Source organism: Pseudomonas sp. MF09156 (assembly GCF_059862305.1).
The window spans coordinates 489,578-506,885 of record NZ_JCBCUR010000004.1 but is presented as its reverse complement, the minus strand read 5'-3'; the positions used below and the strand labels follow the sequence as shown (position 1 = coordinate 506,885).

Genomic DNA, 17,308 nt, shown 5'->3' with positions numbered 1-17,308 from the left:
ATTATCTGTTTGGCATTTCGGAGATCTCCCCCCGTCATTGGGTAAGCGCAACACAAGGAATGATGAAAATGAGCTATCGGTTTTCTTCCACGGACAGGGCCGCACCTTCTCGCCTGGGGCAATCGCCTTGGCGTCGCTCCCAGTTACCGGAAAGCCTGGGAACCTGCTTCAGTGACTCGCTGACATTCGAGGATGGCCTGGCAGTGACCTACTCCAGTTTCAATCCAAACTTTGACCTGGTGGAAGTTGGGTCGTTTGAAGGGGAGCGTGCCCTGACGGTGGCGATTGCGTTGTCCGGACAATCGAGCAGTACCGGTATGGACGGGCAGCGTTACGACTTCATAGGCGGCCATAGTACCGTCGCCACCTACGGCAGTTTGCGGGGAGAGCGGTGTTATCCGGCCAAACAGGCTATCCGCCAGTTGCGTCTGGTGGCCAAGGCGCCACTGCTGCAGCGGTACGGCTTGGAATACTTGCTGTTGGACAATGCCAAGGACCTGTCGGCCAACCATTTATTTTGCGGCAAGCACGGTGCGGCCACGCAGAGGCTGGCCGATTCATTGGTCCATCTGCACGACCAGGCTGGAGGGCTGCTCGATATCCACATTGCCGCACTCGGGTTGCTGTCGGAGCAGATCCGCCCGCTTGCCCCCGCGCCAACGCCTGTAGAGGACAAGATCCGCGCAAAAGACCAGGATTTGATGCTGAGCGCACGGGATATCCTGATGAGCCAATTCGATCGGCAATTAACCGTCGGGTATCTGTGCGCTACGTTGAGCACCAATGAATTCAAGCTTAAACAGGGCTTTCGCAAGGTGTTTGGCACCAGCCCTTACCGCATGCTCACGGATATCCGCATGGCAAAGGCCAGGGAGCTGCTGGAGTCGGGCATGTATGTGTCTACGGTGGCGTACAAGGTCGGGTTTCAACACCTTTCGAGCTTCAGCGCTGCATTTGAAAAGTATTACGGGCGCACCCCCAAATCATTGCGCCAGGCAAAATGACCGGCCCTGTGGCCCCAAGTGCCTCATAGGCCAGGCCTGACGCATGGCCGGAGCAGGCCAAGGCGACCGTCTCCATGCCTGCGCTTGGGCCTTGCAGGGTTGGCGATCAAGAGGCAGTGCTGACCCTGGCCGGCGGCGTCGGGGTTGAGACCAATTGCGGGTTTTCCACGGTCTTTGGCCGGCTGTTCCAAAATGGCACCAGCATCAGGCTGGCCAGCAGGGCCGTGGCGGTGAACACCAGGAATACGGTGATGGTGTCGAAGTAACCCGGCAGCAAGCCGCCCAAAACCGCACCGACCGAACCACAGCCATTGACGAAGCCGGCAGCCGAAGCCGCGCCGTGCTTGCTGCCGAAGTCAATCGCCGCCGAGCCACAGATCATCGAGTCCGGCCCGTAGAGTGTCAGGCCCATCATAAATAGCAGGCCGACCACCATGTACAGGCTGCCGCTTTGCATCGCGGGAACAAACAGCGCCAGGCAGATAGTCAGCAGAACCAGGCTAAGGACACAGGCGGGCACACGACGCGCACCGAAGTATTTATCCGATGCAATACCGATGAGGATGGGGCCGACTAAACCCGCAAGCTCAAAAGAGGTAGGCACGATTGCAGAGGCTACCTTGCCGATCTCGGGCATGCGCTCGTAGATAATCACCGGGCCCCACAGCAGGATCGCGTAACGGGCGGGCTTGAGCATGAAGTAGGCAAGGCCGAGCACCAATACCGTACGATTCTTCATCACGATCCGTAAACCGGCCCACATGCTTTCCCGTGGTACTACGACGTTACTGACCGGTTCGAGCTCGACTTCTACAGCCGGCAGGCCTACGTCTTCCGGACAGTTGCGTTGCAGGAAAAAGAACAGCACGGTCGCCACCAGCACCACGATCGCGCTGCTGATGAACGCTACGCGCCAGTCGTGATAGACCTGGTAAGCCCACCAGCCGGCAAATGGGGTAGCCACCAAGCCGCCAAAGGCGTAGGAGGTGCTCCAGTAGCCAAGTACGCGGCCGCGTTCTCCCGTACTGAAGAAGCTGCTGACGTTCTTGCACAAGCCTGACCACCCGGTCGATTGCGCAAGACCCTGAATGATCATGCAAGACGCGAAGATCGGCAGGGTGGCGTAGGTCCCCATCAGGAGCGCTGCCCCCGCCGAAATGGCCAGGCCGCTCAGGACTACGATCCTGGGGCCGAAACGGTCCGAGAAGTTTCCCCAGAGAAACTGACCTATGGCGTAGGCGGCCAGATAGAGGGCGTCGAGGTTGGCCATCATGGTCTTTTCGAGCATAAAGCCTGGGTCTTCGCCAATACCAAGCTTGGCGACGGAGAACGCCTTGCGGGTGAAGTAGAAGGCGGCATAAGCCACCCAAGTGATCAGGAAAACCTGCACGCGCCAACGCTTGAGGGAGTGCCAACTGCTTGCAAGGACCGACGGATTATTTTTGTTCATGGTGTTCTGATCCCGTAAAAGGTGCCAGACAGCGCAAAAGAGGATTTTTTTGTTTTTGTTTTTGCGGTACGAGCCCGTCCAGGCCCACGGCATCGATCAGATGGCCGTGAGAATGGAGTCAGGCTGTCAGTGGTAAAGGGCGCCTTGTCGCCAGCAGGCAGGGCCTGCTGAAGGCTCGGGGGGGCAGTAGAGGTGCATATCCAAACGCAGTGTGGGTCATGATCTTCTCCAGCAATATTATTGTTGTGAGGAGTGATGCATGGAGCCGATAAAGCCATCGCTGAAACGGTGGCTAAGATCGTTGTGGTGCCTGTTATGCGGGCTGACTGAGGTGGGTCAACCCTTGTCGGCCTTGCCGGCGGCGGCAGCGAATTTGGCCAGATGCACATCGAATCGACGAGGGTGCCGGTTGTGGTCTTCGGCATGCTCTTTACGCCGAATGGCGTTGCGCACCATCAGGGAGCCGAGGTAGCGGATCGGTTCGGGAGGGAAGTGGCCTAGCGGGCCTTGCAGCAGTGGCGAGCGCGTCCACGGGTTGTCCAGGCCCAGCACCAGTGACGAGAGGATCTGCCCGCCCATATGGCAAGGGCCAACGCCGCTGCCGGAATAGCCGAAGCCATAGAAGACATTGCCTCTTGAGCCCATGCGGCCGAAGAACGGCAGCCCCGTGACTGATCTGTCGGAGGGGCCATTCCAGGTGGCGGCAATACCGACGTCGGCGAACTCCGGAAAAAAATCCTTGAGTGTGTTGCGCAACAGTCCTGCATAGGGCGACGGTTGGTCGAACACCGGCAGGATACGTCCGCCATACGCGAAGGTGTTGCCACCTTTGCCGAGCATGATCCGGCCATCTGGAGTGTTGTGGTAATAGTGGACGAATATCCGCGAGTCCAGAACCGTGACGCCGTTGGTCAGGCCGATTTTTTCCAGCAGGTCAGGTCGTGGCTCGGTGATGATCATGTCGCTGGAAACGATCGCCACAGAACGCGCGAATTGTGGAAAAGCCCTGGCCATCCAGGCGTTCATCGCCAACACGACCCGGTCGCACGTTACGCTCCCGTTGGGGGTATGGATGATGGCTGGTGCGCCTTCTTCCAGGCGGGTCATTGGCGAGCTTTCATAAATACGCACGCCCAGGTCCAAGGCCACTCGGCGCAGCCCGCGGACCAGCTTGCCCGGCTGTACGCTGGCCGCCGCTGGCGAGAACCAGCCCTCAAGGTGGCGGGTCGAGCCAGCCAGGCGTTGTGCATCGGGCAACGCACATTTGGAAAACGAGTTGATACCGTTGCGTTCCAGCGCGGCGATCACCCCGTCGGTGGAGCCGATCTGCGCTCGGTTGGTCGCCGTGTAGAGCGTACCGTCGAGACGGTACTCGGCATCGACCGCGTACTTTTCGCAAAAGCGGCCGATGGCGTAGATGCTTTGCTCCGACTCCTGGACCAGGCGTATTGCCTCTTGGGTGCCGAACAAGCGCTCCAGGGTGAAGTACTTGGCCGACCAGGACAGTGCGCATCCGCCATTGCGCCCACTGGCACCGGCGCCGCAGATATCGGCCTCGACAATCACCACGTCAAGCTCGGGGTTCTGCTCCTTGAGCATGATGGCAGTCCACAGCCCGGTATAGCCTGCGCCAACGATGCAGACATCGGCGCGCGTGTTCTGGCGCAGGGGCGGGCAAGGCGCAGCGGGTTGATGTTTTAAGGCCTGGTCCAGCCAGTAGGGGCGCATAGGGTCGTCTCCGTTGGATCGTTACGAGGCAGGTTTATGAATCAGTCGCACGCAGCGACTACGATCATTTCCACGCGCCAGCCGGGGTCGATCAATTGCGCCAGGGTGCAGGCACGGGTGGGTGCGTGGCCGGCAGGAAAAAACTCATCCCAGATCCTGTTCAGCCCTGCATAGTCCTCGCGATCGGCGAGCAGAATGCGCACCGAAAGGAGCCGCTCGCGGCTACTGCCGGCACTGAGCAGAAGTTGTTCGATACCCAGGAGCACTTCAAGGGTCTGCGCTTGGATATCTCCCCCGAGGTCTTGGGCAACCTGCCCGCCGATGTACAGGTGATGGTTGTAGCGGACCATGTCCGAACGGCGTTTTGACACAGCGAAACGTTCAACTTCCATAGCGCATTCCTTGTAAGCGGCTGGGGCGTAACGGCTTGGGCATCTTGTGAAAAACATGCTTGCAGTTTATTTTCCATAAATGAAATCGATTTAGCGTATGCATGAATAAGCTGAAACTATAGATAGGTGCTGCAATGACGATCTCCCATACACAGCTCAAGGCCTTCCATGCGGTCGCGATGAACGGCAGCTTCACCCGGGCGGCCAACCAGCTGTGCCTGTCCCAACCTACGGTGTCAGACCAGGTTCGCAAGCTCGAGGACTACTACGGGGTGATGGTGTTCTACCGCGACAAGCGCCTGGTGCGCCTTACGGAGGTGGGCGAGCGGCTGTTCGGCCTGACTCAGCGCCTGTTCGATATCAGTATCGATGCCCACGACATGCTGACGGATTACCGCACCTTGTCGACGGGCACCCTGAACCTGGCCGTGGATGCGCCGGTGCATGTCTTGCCCTATGTCTCTCGCTTCTGCAGCCGATACCCAGGCGTGGATGTGAAGATTGAGACCGCCAATACCGATGAAGTCCTGCAGCGATTGTTCGGCCATCAGGCAGACATCGCCTTGCTGGGGCGCAGCATCGACGACGATCGCCTGCTGACGCTGCATCTGCGCAGCGATCCCATGCTTGTGTTCGTGGCGCATGACCACCCCTGGGCCCAGCGTGAATCGGTTTGCCTGGCCGACCTGGACAACACTCCCATGGTTTTACGCGAGCAGGGCTCGGTCACGCGGCTGTCCCTCGAGGAAGAGATGGCGGCGGCGGGCTTGCGCATTCGCAAGGCGATCGAAGTGGAGGGGCGTGAAGCCGCGCGCGAGGCGGTAGCCATTGGCATGGGCGTCGGTGTCGTTTCTGCGGCCGAATTGGGCTCGGACTCCAGGCTTCGCGGGTTGCCGATCATCGATTGTCAGCGCCAGTTCACCGAGACATTGGTGTGCCTGCGCGCGCAGAGCTCCCGGCGTATCCTGACGACCTTTCTGGACCTGGTTCGAGAAGGGCTGGACGGGCACGATTGATGCCCTGCGTGGCAACCCCCGCAGCCGATCAACCACTGGCTGACACAAGATTGATCTCGATCATCTACCCTTCCTGACACTCCCTCTACCCTTGGGTTTCCATAAAAGGCCAAGGATGGCTCAAGGAGCCTGCGGCCATGCATTCTCAAGGAAGAGTCAGTCATGCAGTCATTGAAGATTATGTTGTTGTCGTCGGCGTTCAACGGCTTGACCCAACGGGCCTGGCTGGATTTGCGCCAGTTGGGCCATGTGCCCAGTGTGGTGCTGTTCACCGATGAAGCCACGGTCTGCCGGCAGATCGAGGAATCGGCGGCGGACCTGGTGATCTGCCCGTTTCTCAAGGACCGGGTGCCGCAGCAGCTCTGGAGCAATCCGGATCGCCCGGTGGTGATCATTCATCCGGGGATTGTCGGCGACCGTGGCGCCAGCGCGCTGGACTGGGCCATCACCCAGCAGGTCAAGCGCTGGGGCGTCACGGCCTTGCAGGCGGTGGAGGAAATGGACGCCGGCCCGATCTGGTCGACCTGTGAATTCGACATGCCCGCCGACGTGCGTAAATCCGAGCTGTACAACGGCGCGGTGAGTGACGCGGCGATCTATTGCATCCGCGACGTAGTAGAAAAATTCGCCCGCGGTTTCGTGCCGGTGCCCCTCGACTACACGCAACCTGACGTCATCGGGCGTTTGCAGCCGAACATGAAGCAAGCTGACCGCACCTTCAGTTGGTACGACTGCGCCCGGTTCATCAAACGCACCATCGACGCCGCCGACGGCCAGCCCGGTGTGTTGGCGAGCCTCGCCGGCGGCCAGTATTACCTGTATGACGCGCATCTGGATTCGCGCCGGGGTACGGCGGGGGAAATCCTCGCGGTACAGGATGACGCGGTATTGGTCGCGGCCGGTGATCATAGCCTGTGGGTCGGCTCGCTCAAGCGCAAGGCCCAGCCCGGCGAGGAAACCTTCAAGTTGCCGGCCCGTCACGTGCTGGCTGGGCAACTGGCGGGTGTACCGGTGCTGGACGGCTCGATTGCCCACCAAGGGTTCGATGAGATGGCGTATCAACCGATTCGTTATCAAGAGTCCGGTCACGTTGGCGAATTGACCTTTGAGTTCTACAACGGTGCCATGAGCACCGAACAGTGCCAGCGCCTGGTCGCGGCGCTGCGCTGGGCCAAGGCGCGGGACACCCAGGTGCTGCTGGTCCGGGGCGGGCGTGGGAGTTTTTCCAATGGTGTGCACCTCAACGTGATTCAGGCTGCCGAGGTGCCGGGGCTGGAGGCCTGGGCCAATATCCAGGCTATCGACGATGTCTGCCAGGAACTGCTGACAGCCCGGCAACTGGTGGTCAGTGGCCTGACAGGCAGCGCCGGAGCCGGCGGTGTGATGCTGGCGCTGGCGGCCGATGTCGTATTCGCCCGGGCGGGGGTGGTGCTCAATCCGCATTACAAGACCATGGGCCTGTATGGCTCCGAATACTGGACCTACAGCCTGCCGCGCGCGGTCGGCAGTGAAATCGCCCACAGGCTCGTCGAGCAATGCCTGCCGATCAGCGCCTTCCAGGGCCGCCAGTGGGGGATGATCCAGGATATCGGCCCACGCTGCCCACGGGCATTTGGCTCATGGTTGCTGCAACAGGCCAGCGACGCGTTGACCGATGAAAAGTACGCCCTGCATCGCGCGCGTAAAGCCCAGATGGACCTGGAGCAGATTGCACACCTGCGCGAAAACGAGCTGGCACAGATGCGCTTGGACATGGTGGAAAACCGCCAACAGTTCGCCGAGAAGTGCCACAACTTCGTGTTCAAGCGCAAGACCTGCCAGACCCCGCAGCGCTTGATGGCGCCGTGGGCATTGGTGCCCAAGGCCACGCTGGTTGACTGAGAGGAACACCCCGCATCTACTCTTTTGCCGCCAGGGCGGAATTTCCTTTCGGCCCTGGCGGTCCATAATGCCAATGGAAAAAAGACAGAAAGGGTGAATTGTTGATGCGGCGAATTTATAGGGGCGTCATCTGCCAGGCCTTGTTGGCCATGGTTTTGGCTATCAGCCCGGCGGGATGGGCAGAGGCGGGCGCCACACCGGCGCCAGTCGAGGTCGTCGACAGTTTGCCGCTGTTGCCCGAAGACGCCGACCTCAAGCAGCTCAGCCAGCAGCTTGAGCTGATTCGCCAGAGCGTGCCGGTCAGTACCAGTGACGAGAAGCTGGCGGAGTTTCGGCAGGGCGCGCTGCAGGTGCAACAACTGGCCGCGGCCTTGCTCACGGTGCGCGCCACCGAGATGGAGCGCCTTGACGATCAACTCAAGGTATTGGGCGCGGCCCAGCCCGGCGAAGCGCAGAGCCTCACCGAGCAACGGGATGCCCTGACCCGCAAGAAGAACAGCCTGCTTGAGGATGAGCAGCAGGCCAAGCAACTGAGCCAGACGAGCCGCGACCTCGCCGCGCAGATCGTCAACCTGCGGCGCAATCTGTTCAACTCCCAAGTCACTTCACGTACCGACTCGCCCTTCAGCCCCACCTTCTGGTCGACCCTGATCCGCCCCACCAGCGAGGACCTGCAACGCCTGGACAACCTCAAGGCCGAAGGTATCGTCGCCCTCAAGAGTGCCGTCAGCCCCGAGAACCGCTGGGCGTTTTTCAGCACGCTGCTGGCGGCGGTGCTGATCTGGAGTTTCGGCCGGCGACTGCTGGAGCATCTGCTCACCTGGGCAATGATCCGCTGGCTGCCGGAGGGGCGCCTGCGGCGTAGTACGTTGGCGGTGGCGGTGGGGTTGTCGTCGATCCTGACGATCATGGGGGCGGTCTCGCTGATGCGCTGGGGGCTGGAGAGCAACGCGGTGTTGAGCGAAAACCTGGCCCGGCTTTCCGATCACCTGGTCACCCTGGCCACGTTCTGTGCGTTTATTGCGGGCCTTGGCCGCGCCTTGCTGATGCTGCCGCGACCGTCCTGGCGGTTACCGGCCATTGCCGATGAAATCGCCAGTGCCCTGGGGCCTTTCCCGGCGATTCTGGCGGTGGCGCTGATGCTGGTGGCCACCGAGGAGCGCATCAACAACGTCACTGGCGCCAGCCTGGCGCTGACCGTGGCGCTCAATGGCCTGACGGCCCTGACCACCGCGTTGATCTTTATCGCCGCGATGTTGCGCGTGCGCCATGTGCGCAAAAAACTCGAGCTGCCGCGCCCGGGTGGGCTCGCCGGTATGCTGCCCTTTGTGGCGTCAATCTGGGTGGCGGTGATTGTCCTCGCGTTGTTCACCGGGTATCTGTCCCTGGCCTACTTCCTTACCGTCAAGCTGCTGTGGGTCAGCGTCGTGGCGGCGTCGGCCTACCTGCTGATCGCCTTTTTCGGCGACGTCTGCGAAACCCTGCTTTCGCCCAAGCAGCCCAGCGGCCTGGCACTGGCCAATGCCCTGGGGCTGTCGCCACGGCACCAGGCCCAGGCCTGTACGGTGCTGGCGGGCGTTGGCCGTACATTGCTGCTGCTCACCGCCGTGATGGCGGCTTTCCTTCCAGCAGGCTCCAGCCCCAGCGAGTTGCTCCAGGGCTTCAGCCAACTGGGCGAGTCCAGCAAGACCCTGGGCAACCTGCACATCATTCCCCAGGACATCCTCATTGCGCTGCTGATGTTTGTCATCGGGCTGTTCGCCGTGCGCACCTTGAAGCGCTGGCTGAGCGAGCGGCTGCTGCCGGAAACCAACATGGACGCCGGCATGCGCGCCTCCCTGGTGACCCTGGTGGGCTACCTGGGCTTTGTGCTGCTGACTCTGTTGGTGATGTCGATCCTGCGGATCAACCTGACCAGCCTGACCTGGGTGGTCAGTGCCTTGTCGGTGGGCATCGGCTTCGGCTTGCAGGCGATTGTGCAGAACTTCATCTCCGGGCTGATCCTGCTCACGGAGCGGCCGGTGAAGGTTGGCGATTGGGTCAGCCTGGGGGGCGTGGAGGGCGATATTCGGCGGATCAACGTCAGGGCCACCGAGATCCAGATGTCCGACCGCTCGACGGTGATCGTGCCGAACTCGCAATTCATCTCGCAAAACGTGCGCAACGTCACCATGGGCAACGCCTTGGGCGTGGTGGGCATTACCCTCACGTTGCCGCTGGATACCGATGTATTGAAGGTTCGCGAACTGCTGATGCAGTCGTTTACCGAGCACGAGGCGATTCTCGATACGCCGGCACCCTCGGTCACGTTCAAGGACCTGGCCAGGGACGGCCTGATCATTGGGGTCAGCGGCTACGTCAACAGCCCGCGCTCGGTGTCCGGTACCCGCAGTGACTTGCTGTTCATCCTGCTTGCGCGCCTTCAGGAAATGGGCATTACGTTGTCTTCGCCCCAGAGCTTGGTATTGGTTCCGGGAGAGGGAAGCGCAGTGGCGGGCGATGTTCCTGTAAAGCCATGACGAGGTAGCGCTGCGTGACAATAAAAACCCCGATAACTGTGATTGCTGCGCTGTTGTTCTGTTTTTCGATGGCCGCGTGCAAGAGTAAAGACATGCCAGAAACCTACAGCTGGACGGGAACGGTATCTGCACCACAGGAATACCCGATGGAGGTTTACCGTGGCGCCATAATCGCTGAGGGTTTTACCTACGGTTTTGATGCGATCTGGGGCACGCAGAACACCGGCTGGGGCAGCCAGGGCGGAACGATGACCACCGCGATCGAAAAAAAGGGCGTGCCCTATCAGCTGGAATTTACCTGGTACTCGCTGGTGGAGCGCACGTTCTATAGCGGTCACTGGGCCTTGGACAAAGACGCGATCAAGCGCCTCTTGGATGAGGGTTTTATCGATCAGGACACCCATAAAAAAGACACCTACAGCACCTTTGTCGTGGGCTTGGCGCCACAGGGCCGGGTGGTGCTGTGGCTGAGCGGAGCGGGGCATCAGAAGGAAGTCGGGGCCTTTCAGGCGCAGGCTACAACCATTACCAAGCAAAGCGCCTACAGCAATGCCCAGTACATGTTTAAAGACGGCTATGCAGAGCGCATGCTCAATGATCCTTCCTATAAGACCTTCAGCCCGCAAATCCGGCAAAAAATACTGACGCAAGGCTATCCTGCGCCAGAAATCTATGGCGTCTACCGGGAGAAATATAGCTGGAGACCGGTGGTTGTCCTGGAGAAGGGCGAATGGCTCGATTTTGGCTTCAGTGCCTACAACGGCGAGCAGGAAAATTTATTCGCAAAGGATCTACAGGATAACCACTACGCCAAAAGGGCCATCCCAAAGTTCTGTGGCCTCTATTGGCGCAATGGAAACGGCCGGTATGGCGTGTGGATTGACGCCTTCGATGAAGAAGAAATCCTTGAGGCTTTCCAGAAACTGGGCAAGCAAAAAGATATCGACCTGGTGGTGAAGGTTGACGCGCAAAACACCAGGGTTTCCCTGGCATTGAGGTCGGGCGCGCAGGAGTTGCCCATCGGCAAAGCCAACGTCAGGCTATCTCGCAGGATCGAGTAGGCTCCCCCTGCCGATGGGAGAGCCCCACTGCAATGCTCAGCCAGCTAGCAGGGCTGGGCCGCAAGGCTGTTGCTGACATTGCGCCCCAGCACCAACACCGTCACAAAACCCAAGCCCACCAGCACTGTGGCGAGGCTCAGCAGCACCGAGCTGCCCAGTTGGTCGACGATCCGCCCGCCAAAGAACGAGCCCAGGGCAATGATCACCTGGAACAACGCAACGAACAGCGGCATGCCGCGTTCGACATCCTTGGGCGCCACGACAAACATCCAGATACTGGCGCAGGCCGGAAAGGCACCGAAGGCGAAGCCCCAAAGCGCGATCAGCATGGCTGCGCCGGTCATGCCGGTGGCGAAATGGGGGAACAGCGCAGTGCTGGTGCCGATCATCAGCGCCACCAGCAACAGGGTGTGGCGTACGCTGCGGTTGGCAGCAAAACCGGCAAAGATATTGCCCATCACCCCGGCCACGCCAAACAACAGCAGCAACGAGCCAATCGTTGGTCCATCGAAGCCAGCACTGTGCTTGAAGAAGGGCGCAACGTAGGTGTACGCGGCAAAGTGCGCCAGGCCGATCAGCAACACCGCGATTAACCCGACCCGCGCTTGGGGGTTGATAAACAAGGCGGGCAGGTCGCTGACGCGAATGGCCTTCTCCGGATTGAGTCGTGGCAGCAGGAAAATCTGCGCCAGGAGTACCGGTACGCCCATCAGTGCGGTGATCAGGAACGTCATGCGCCAGCCCATCAGGCCGCTCAGCCAGGTGCCTACCGGCACGCCCAGCACGGTGGCGAGGGTCACGCCGACCATGATGATCGAAGTGGCCTGGGCAACGCCCACACCCCTGGGCGCCAGGCGGCCGCTGAGGGCGATGGCGGTGGCCCAGAAACCACCGATGCTGATGCCCAGCAGCACACGGCCGAACAGCAGCAGGCCAAAATCACTGGCCAAGGCCACCACCGAGTTGGCAATGATCATGATCAGCGTCAGGCCGATCAGCAGATAGCGACGGTCCATGGTGCCAATGCTGACCGACAGCAAGGGCGCGGCGAGGGCGGCCATGATGCCGGGCAGGGTCACCATCAAACCGGCGTGGCCGGCACTGATGCCCAGGTCACTGGCGACATCATTGAGCACGCCCACCGGCAGAAACTCACTGGTCACCAGGGCAAAGGCCCCCACGGCAACCGAGAGAATCGCCAGCCACTGCTGTTTGACGCTCTGTTGATTATGTTCGGGAAGGCTATGAGGGGCCTGGCTAACGCTTGGCATGGGGCGAAGATCCGGGGGGAATGCAGCCTGAAGCCAGGCCGGGGAAGAATGTGGAGGCGATTATAGGAATCAGCGTTGCCAATTAAACAGGCCGCTCGGTTTGATAGTCATCATCACTGCAATCAATGCGACCCACGGTTTTGACAAGGCCAGCCCCCGATTCAACTCGCCAGCGCCAGCGATCACCCGTCTCTGCGGTGCTAATGCCGTGGCACGCTCACGGGCAGCGACTAATCGGTGGTCGAAGGCACAGCAGTGGCGCTGAAGTCGAGCAGGGCGATAAAGCTGTCCAGCAACGGTGATGGGTTGTCGGTGTTCCAGCTCAGGTACAGGCCGATGGCCGGGTTGGGGAAAGCGCTTACCGGGGCGATGCGACGAAACACGACCTTGTCGCGCAGGATCGAGTTGGCAATCGACTCCGGCACCAGGGCAACGCCGAAGCCACAGGCGACCAGGCCGATCAGCGTATGGAGCTGCGCGGCCTCCTGTACCACCCGAGGGTAAAATCCGGCGGCCTCGCACAGGGCGATAAGCTGGCTGTGATAACCGCTGCCCAGGGCTTGAGGGGTGAACACAAAGTCTTCGCCGGCGAAGTCCCGCAAGTCGATCTGGCCGTCGCCGGCCTTGGGGTGATCGGCCGGCAGGGCCATCACGATCTGCTCATCCAGCAACAGGCGCGACGCAATGTTTGGTGCGGCCATCGGCAATTTGCGTATGAAGGCAATATCCGCTTCCCCCGACGCAATGGCCTGGGCCTGGCTGGCGGAAGGCATCTGCTTGATGATCAATTGCACCTTTGGGAACGTCTCGCGGAACCGGCGCAGGCTATCGAGCAGTGGCTCGTAGTAGGTGATCGACACGGCAGTCACCGTGAGTTTGCCGGCGATACCCTGCGCCACCTGGCGCGCGTGTTCGATGCCCAGCGCCAACGCGTTGAGGGTGCCATAGGCGGCGTCGAGGAATGCGCCACCGGCTGGGGTCAGTTTTACCCCGCGCTTGCTGCGGGTAAACAGACTGAACCCCAGCTTGCCCTCCAGGCGATTGATGGCCTGGCTCAGAGGGGGCTGGGCCATGTGCAGGCGCATGGCGGCCCTGTGAAAGTGCAGTTCTTCAGCCACAGCGATGAACTGGCGTAGCAGGCGGGTTTCGATCATGTCTGCTGCTTCTTGATTTGAATTGATCAGGGGGCGGTGTGATTACACGAGGTACTTACGGAACCAGCCCAGGGTGCGTTCCCAGGCCAGGTTCGCCGCGGCCTCGTCGTAGCGTGGGGTCGAGTCGTTATGGAAGCCGTGGTTGGCGCCCTTGTAGATGTAGGCTTCATAGGTCGTGCCTGCGGCTTTCAAGGCGGTTTCATAAGCCGGCCAGCCTTCGTTGATCCGCGTGTCCAGTTCGCCAAAGTGCAACATGATCGGCGCCTTGATCTTCGGCACGTCCCTGGTGTCAGGTTGGCGCCCATAGAACGATACGGCCGCGCCCAGTTCCGGGTAGGCCACAGCCGCGGCGTTGGTCACGCCACCGCCGTAGCAGAAGCCCGTGATGCCGACTTTGCCGGTGCTGGCGTCGTGATGCATCAGCCATTCGATGGCGGCGAAGAAGTCATTCATCAGCTTGGTCGGGTCGACGGTCTGTTGCAGCGCCACGCCTTTTTCATCATTGCCGGGGTAGCCGCCCACCGAACTCAGGCCATCGGGCGCCAGGGCGATAAACCCGGCTTTGCCCAAGCGCCGGGCGACGTCTTCGATATAGGGGTTGAGCCCACGGTTTTCGTGGACCACCACCACCGCCGGCAGCTTGCCTGTGGCCTTCGCCGGGTGGACCAGGTAGCCGCGCACCGAGCCGTTGCCCTTGGGCGAGGGGTAGGTGATGTAGTCGGCAACGATGTCCGGGTCGGTGAATTTCACCTGCTCGGCCAGGGCGTAGTTGGGGCTCAGGGAAGCCAGCAGTGCCGAGGCGGTCAGGCCGCCAAAGGTGAACAGGGCCGCGCGGTCGAGAAACTCGCGGCGGTTGATCTTGCCGTGGGCGTAGCCGTCGTAGAGTTCCAGCAGCTCAGGGGCGAAGTCTTTAGCGGTCAGGCGCGTCATCGTCAGGTTCCTTTTTTCGGCACGTGGCGTTGAATGTAGACCATTCTCAGGCCTGGCGGCCATGGGCCGTATCGGCCAGGCGCCCGGTATCGACACGCACGAAGATCGAGTCGCCAATCGCCGTCAGCACGCCATCGGCGTACACCTCGCAGATCACGCGGCTCTTGCGCCCGACCTCACCCTCGACCTTCGCGCGCAAGGTCAGCGGCACGCCCATGGGGGTGGGCTTGATGAATTTGATGCCGAGGTTGCCGGTCACGCAGTCGATACGCGGCAACTCGCCAGGTGTGCGCTGTTCGGCACGGTAGTGATAGGCCATGGCGGTCCAGTTGGAGTGGCAGTCGACCAACATGGCGATCAGGCCGCCGTAGACCAGGTCGGGCCAGCCGCAGTATTGGGCGTCGGGCAGGTGCTCGGCGACGATATGCACACCGTCCGCATCCCAGCGGCTCTTGATATGCAGCCCGTGGGCGTTGCTGGGGCCACAGCCGTAGCAGACGCCGTCCGGCGCCGTGGTGTCTTGCAGGGAAGGGGTGTGCATCGTGCATCCTTATTGTTCTTGGGCCAATCCATGAGCCTAAAGGCCCACGCCCCTATCGCGCAAACTTCTTAGCCAAGGTCACGCAGGCAATCACCGCCACGGTCACGGCGAGCATGCCCAGGCTCACCGGTTCATGCAGCAGGCTGGCCGCCAGCGCCAGGCCGAAGAACGGCTGCAGCAACTGCAACTGCCCGACCGCCGCGATGCCGCCCTGGGCCAGCCCGCGATACCAGAACACAAAGCCGATCAACATGCTGAACAGCGCCACGTAAGCCAGGCTTAGCCACGCCGGCAGGCTGATGCCGGTGAAGGAGGCGGGGGCCAGGAGCAAGGTCAGGGGCGCGACCACCGGCAGCGAAACCACCAGCGCCCAGCAGATCACCTGCCAGCCGCCGAGGGTGCGTGCCAGCTTGGCCCCTTCGGCATATCCCAGCCCGCACACCAGCACCGCCAATAGCATCAGCAGGTCGCCGGCGGGGGCGGCGTTCAGGCCCTGGGCCAGGGCATAGCCCACCACCAGCAGGCTGCCCAGGATCGAAAACAGCCAGAACACCGGGCGCGGTCGCTCGCCGCCGCGCAGCACACCGAACACCGCGGTGGCCAGGGGCAGCAGGCCGATAAACACGATGGAGTGGGCCGAGGTCACATACTGCAAGGCCAGGGCGGTGAGCAACGGGAAGCCGATCACCACCCCCAGGGCGACAATCAGCAACGGCCCCCACTGGTTGCGCGCGGGGCGACGTTCCCGCAACAGCCACAACAGGCACAGGCCCAGCACGGCGGCAATGCTCGCCCTGGCCACGGTCAGGAACACCGGTTCGAATTCCAGCACCGCCAAGCGGGTGGCGGGCAGCGAGCCGCTGAAAATCAGCACGCCGATCAAGCCATTGATCCAGCCGCTGCGGCTATGTTCGGGGGGGATGGTCCGGGACGTTTGTTCCATGCAGGGGGCGCTCGACAGGGGAGGGTTGCGTTTCGGGCATCCTAGGGCTGAAGATTGCGACAATCAAAAAATTGTCATGGATACATCGCCCATGCCCCGTGCCCGCTACAAGTCCCTGGTGGATGCTTTTGCCAGGGATATCCGTGCTGGAACCCTGGTGCCCGGCACCCGCCTGCCGACCCACCGCCAATTGGCGACCACCCATGGCCTGGCCCTGGTCACGGCCAGCCGGGTGTATAGCGAACTGGAGGCCATGGGCCTGGTCAGCGGCGAGACCGGGCGTGGCACTTTTGTGCGGGAAATTGCCCTGGCGCCCGGCCAAGGCAGTGGGCAAATGGCGGTGGCGGCGGGCATGCTCGATCTGAATTTCAACTACCCGTCCTTGCCCGGCCAGGCCGACCTGCTGCGCACGGCCTTGCGCCAATTGGCGTTGTCTGGCGACCTGGAAGCGCTGCTGCGTTACCAGCCCCATGCCGGGCGCGTCCATGAGCGGGCGGTGATGGCGCGGCATCTGCTGCACCGTGGCCTGAGTGTCGCGGCCGAGCAGGTGCTGGTGGTCAGCGGGGCCCAGCATGGCCTGGCGGTGAGCATGATGGCGTTGCTCAAGCCCGGCGATGTGGTGGCGGTGGATGCCTTGACCTATTCCGGTTTCAAGGTGCTGGCCGAGACCTTGCACCTGGAGCTCGTTGCGATCCCGGTCACGCCGCGCGGGCCGGACCTGGCAGTGTTGCAACAGCTGTGTCGCCGACGCCCGGTGCGCGCGCTGTACTGCATGCCGACCTTGCACAACCCCCTGGGCTGGGTGCTGGGGCTCGACCAGCGCGAGGCGCTGGTGCGCATCGCCCGCGAACACGAGCTGATCCTGATCGAAGACGCCGCCTATGCCTTCCTCGTCGAGCACGCGCCACCGCCCTTGGCGCACCTGGCGCCGGAGCGCACGGTGTACGTGGGTGGGCTGTCCAAGAGTGTCGCCACCGGCCTGCGGGTGGGGTTCGTCGTGGCGCCACTGGCGTGGGTTGCGGCGCTGGAAAGGACGGTCATGGCCACGGTGTGGAATGCGCCGGGGGTAATGACGGCCATCGCCACCGGCTGGATCGAGGACGGCACGGTACTCCAACTGGAGGTACAAAAACGCCAGGACGCCCAGGCCCGGCAGGCGCTGGCGGCTGAGGTGCTGGCGGGGGTGGAGTACATCAGCCATCCCTCGTCGTATTTTTTATGGCTGCCGTTGGGGGAGGATGCCCGGGCGGATCAGGTCACCATGGCGTTGGCGCAGGAGGGTGTTTCGGTGTCCACTGCCGAGCCGTTTGCGGTGTCAGGGCATGTGCCCCATGCAATCAGGCTGGCGTTGGGCTCGGTGGACAAGAGCGCGTTGCGCGCGGCGTTGCTCAAGGTACGGCGGGTGGTTGAGTAACCAC

Annotated in this window: 14 protein-coding genes; 6 read left to right on the top strand and 8 right to left on the bottom strand. The window is 61.8% G+C overall.

Translation table 11 applies throughout. The features are described from left to right. Window positions 1-68 precede the first annotated feature (68 nt). Window positions 69-1,004 carry a helix-turn-helix transcriptional regulator gene (locus tag AC19YY_RS13740; RefSeq protein WP_169952932.1) on the top strand — a complete coding sequence of 312 codons (936 nt, stop codon included), beginning with the start codon at window positions 69-71 and terminating at the stop codon, window positions 1,002-1,004. 106 nt (window positions 1,005-1,110) lie between these two features. On the opposite strand, the gene AC19YY_RS13735 is transcribed toward AC19YY_RS13740, so the two are convergent. The 3 genes from AC19YY_RS13735 to AC19YY_RS13725 all read right to left on the bottom strand — a co-directional run bounded on the left by AC19YY_RS13735 (window position 1,111) and on the right by AC19YY_RS13725 (window position 4,574). After that, complete coding sequence (locus tag AC19YY_RS13735) at window positions 1,111-2,454, bottom strand: MFS transporter (protein WP_169952934.1); 1,344 nt, start codon at window positions 2,452-2,454, stop codon at window positions 1,111-1,113. A gap of 336 nt (window positions 2,455-2,790) precedes the next feature. Beyond that, window positions 2,791-4,182 (bottom strand): FAD-dependent oxidoreductase, encoded by a 1,392-nt coding sequence (locus tag AC19YY_RS13730; protein ID WP_500604361.1) that lies wholly within the window; start codon window positions 4,180-4,182, stop codon window positions 2,791-2,793. A gap of 41 nt (window positions 4,183-4,223) precedes the next feature. Then, on the bottom strand, window positions 4,224-4,574 hold the full coding sequence (locus AC19YY_RS13725; RefSeq protein WP_500604360.1) for a RidA family protein: 351 nt from the start codon (window positions 4,572-4,574) through the stop codon (window positions 4,224-4,226). A 134-nt stretch (window positions 4,575-4,708) separates the two neighbouring features. On the opposite strand from AC19YY_RS13725, the gene AC19YY_RS13720 reads away from it, so the two are divergent. From AC19YY_RS13720 to AC19YY_RS13705, 4 genes are all read left to right on the top strand, one after another. Continuing rightward, on the top strand, window positions 4,709-5,590 hold the full coding sequence (locus tag AC19YY_RS13720; RefSeq protein WP_500604359.1) for a LysR substrate-binding domain-containing protein: 882 nt from the start codon (window positions 4,709-4,711) through the stop codon (window positions 5,588-5,590). 162 nt (window positions 5,591-5,752) lie between these two features. Then, entirely contained in the window at window positions 5,753-7,471 is a 1,719-nt protein-coding gene (locus AC19YY_RS13715; RefSeq protein ID WP_500604358.1) for a hydrogenase maturation protein, read from the top strand. A gap of 149 nt (window positions 7,472-7,620) precedes the next feature. Continuing rightward, the gene (locus tag AC19YY_RS13710) at window positions 7,621-9,990 is read left to right on the top strand and encodes a DUF3772 domain-containing protein (protein WP_407073415.1); all 2,370 of its coding nucleotides are present in this window, start codon (window positions 7,621-7,623) and stop codon (window positions 9,988-9,990) included. A 92-nt stretch (window positions 9,991-10,082) separates the two neighbouring features. Further along, entirely contained in the window at window positions 10,083-11,051 is a 969-nt protein-coding gene (locus AC19YY_RS13705) for a DUF2931 family protein (RefSeq protein ID WP_222931747.1), read from the top strand. Between the two features lie 44 nt (window positions 11,052-11,095). Here AC19YY_RS13705 and AC19YY_RS13700 read toward each other — a convergent pair whose 3' ends face one another. From AC19YY_RS13700 to AC19YY_RS13680, 5 genes are all read right to left on the bottom strand, one after another. Further along, window positions 11,096-12,322, bottom strand: coding sequence for an MFS transporter (locus AC19YY_RS13700; protein ID WP_500604357.1), 1,227 nt, complete (start codon window positions 12,320-12,322; stop codon window positions 11,096-11,098). 230 nt (window positions 12,323-12,552) lie between these two features. Further along, on the bottom strand, window positions 12,553-13,476 hold the full coding sequence (locus AC19YY_RS13695; protein WP_500604356.1) for a LysR family transcriptional regulator: 924 nt from the start codon (window positions 13,474-13,476) through the stop codon (window positions 12,553-12,555). A 42-nt stretch (window positions 13,477-13,518) separates the two neighbouring features. After that, the gene (yghX, locus tag AC19YY_RS13690) at window positions 13,519-14,406 is read right to left on the bottom strand and encodes a YghX family hydrolase (protein ID WP_500604355.1); all 888 of its coding nucleotides are present in this window, start codon (window positions 14,404-14,406) and stop codon (window positions 13,519-13,521) included. 46 nt (window positions 14,407-14,452) lie between these two features. Further along, on the bottom strand, window positions 14,453-14,947 hold the full coding sequence (locus tag AC19YY_RS13685; protein WP_169952955.1) for a PaaI family thioesterase: 495 nt from the start codon (window positions 14,945-14,947) through the stop codon (window positions 14,453-14,455). Window positions 14,948-14,999: 52 nt separating this feature from the next. Further along, window positions 15,000-15,890, bottom strand: a complete 891-nt coding sequence (locus AC19YY_RS13680; protein ID WP_500604354.1) for a DMT family transporter — start codon at window positions 15,888-15,890, stop codon at window positions 15,000-15,002. A gap of 91 nt (window positions 15,891-15,981) precedes the next feature. On the opposite strand from AC19YY_RS13680, the gene AC19YY_RS13675 reads away from it, so the two are divergent. Then, the gene (locus AC19YY_RS13675) at window positions 15,982-17,304 is read left to right on the top strand and encodes an aminotransferase-like domain-containing protein (RefSeq protein WP_169952959.1); all 1,323 of its coding nucleotides are present in this window, start codon (window positions 15,982-15,984) and stop codon (window positions 17,302-17,304) included. Window positions 17,305-17,308: the final 4 nt, after the last annotated feature.

Bases quoted from the DNA above. Each gene is read 5' to 3' on its own strand.
- AC19YY_RS13740 (WP_169952932.1), top strand. From the start codon at position 69: ATGAGCTATCGGTTTTCTTCCACGGACAGGGCCGCACCTTCTCGCCTG.
- AC19YY_RS13735 (WP_169952934.1), bottom strand. From the start codon at position 2,454: ATGAACAAAAATAATCCGTCGGTCCTTGCAAGCAGTTGGCACTCCCTC.
- AC19YY_RS13730 (WP_500604361.1), bottom strand. From the start codon at position 4,182: ATGCGCCCCTACTGGCTGGACCAGGCCTTAAAACATCAACCCGCTGCG.
- AC19YY_RS13725 (WP_500604360.1), bottom strand. From the start codon at position 4,574: ATGGAAGTTGAACGTTTCGCTGTGTCAAAACGCCGTTCGGACATGGTC.
- AC19YY_RS13720 (WP_500604359.1), top strand. From the start codon at position 4,709: ATGACGATCTCCCATACACAGCTCAAGGCCTTCCATGCGGTCGCGATG.
- AC19YY_RS13715 (WP_500604358.1), top strand. From the start codon at position 5,753: ATGCAGTCATTGAAGATTATGTTGTTGTCGTCGGCGTTCAACGGCTTG.
- AC19YY_RS13710 (WP_407073415.1), top strand. From the start codon at position 7,621: ATGGTTTTGGCTATCAGCCCGGCGGGATGGGCAGAGGCGGGCGCCACA.
- AC19YY_RS13705 (WP_222931747.1), top strand. From the start codon at position 10,083: ATGCCAGAAACCTACAGCTGGACGGGAACGGTATCTGCACCACAGGAA.
- AC19YY_RS13700 (WP_500604357.1), bottom strand. From the start codon at position 12,322: ATGCCAAGCGTTAGCCAGGCCCCTCATAGCCTTCCCGAACATAATCAA.
- AC19YY_RS13695 (WP_500604356.1), bottom strand. From the start codon at position 13,476: ATGATCGAAACCCGCCTGCTACGCCAGTTCATCGCTGTGGCTGAAGAA.
- yghX (WP_500604355.1), bottom strand. From the start codon at position 14,406: ATGACGCGCCTGACCGCTAAAGACTTCGCCCCTGAGCTGCTGGAACTC.
- AC19YY_RS13685 (WP_169952955.1), bottom strand. From the start codon at position 14,947: ATGCACACCCCTTCCCTGCAAGACACCACGGCGCCGGACGGCGTCTGC.
- AC19YY_RS13680 (WP_500604354.1), bottom strand. From the start codon at position 15,890: ATGGAACAAACGTCCCGGACCATCCCCCCCGAACATAGCCGCAGCGGC.
- AC19YY_RS13675 (WP_169952959.1), top strand. From the start codon at position 15,982: ATGCCCCGTGCCCGCTACAAGTCCCTGGTGGATGCTTTTGCCAGGGAT.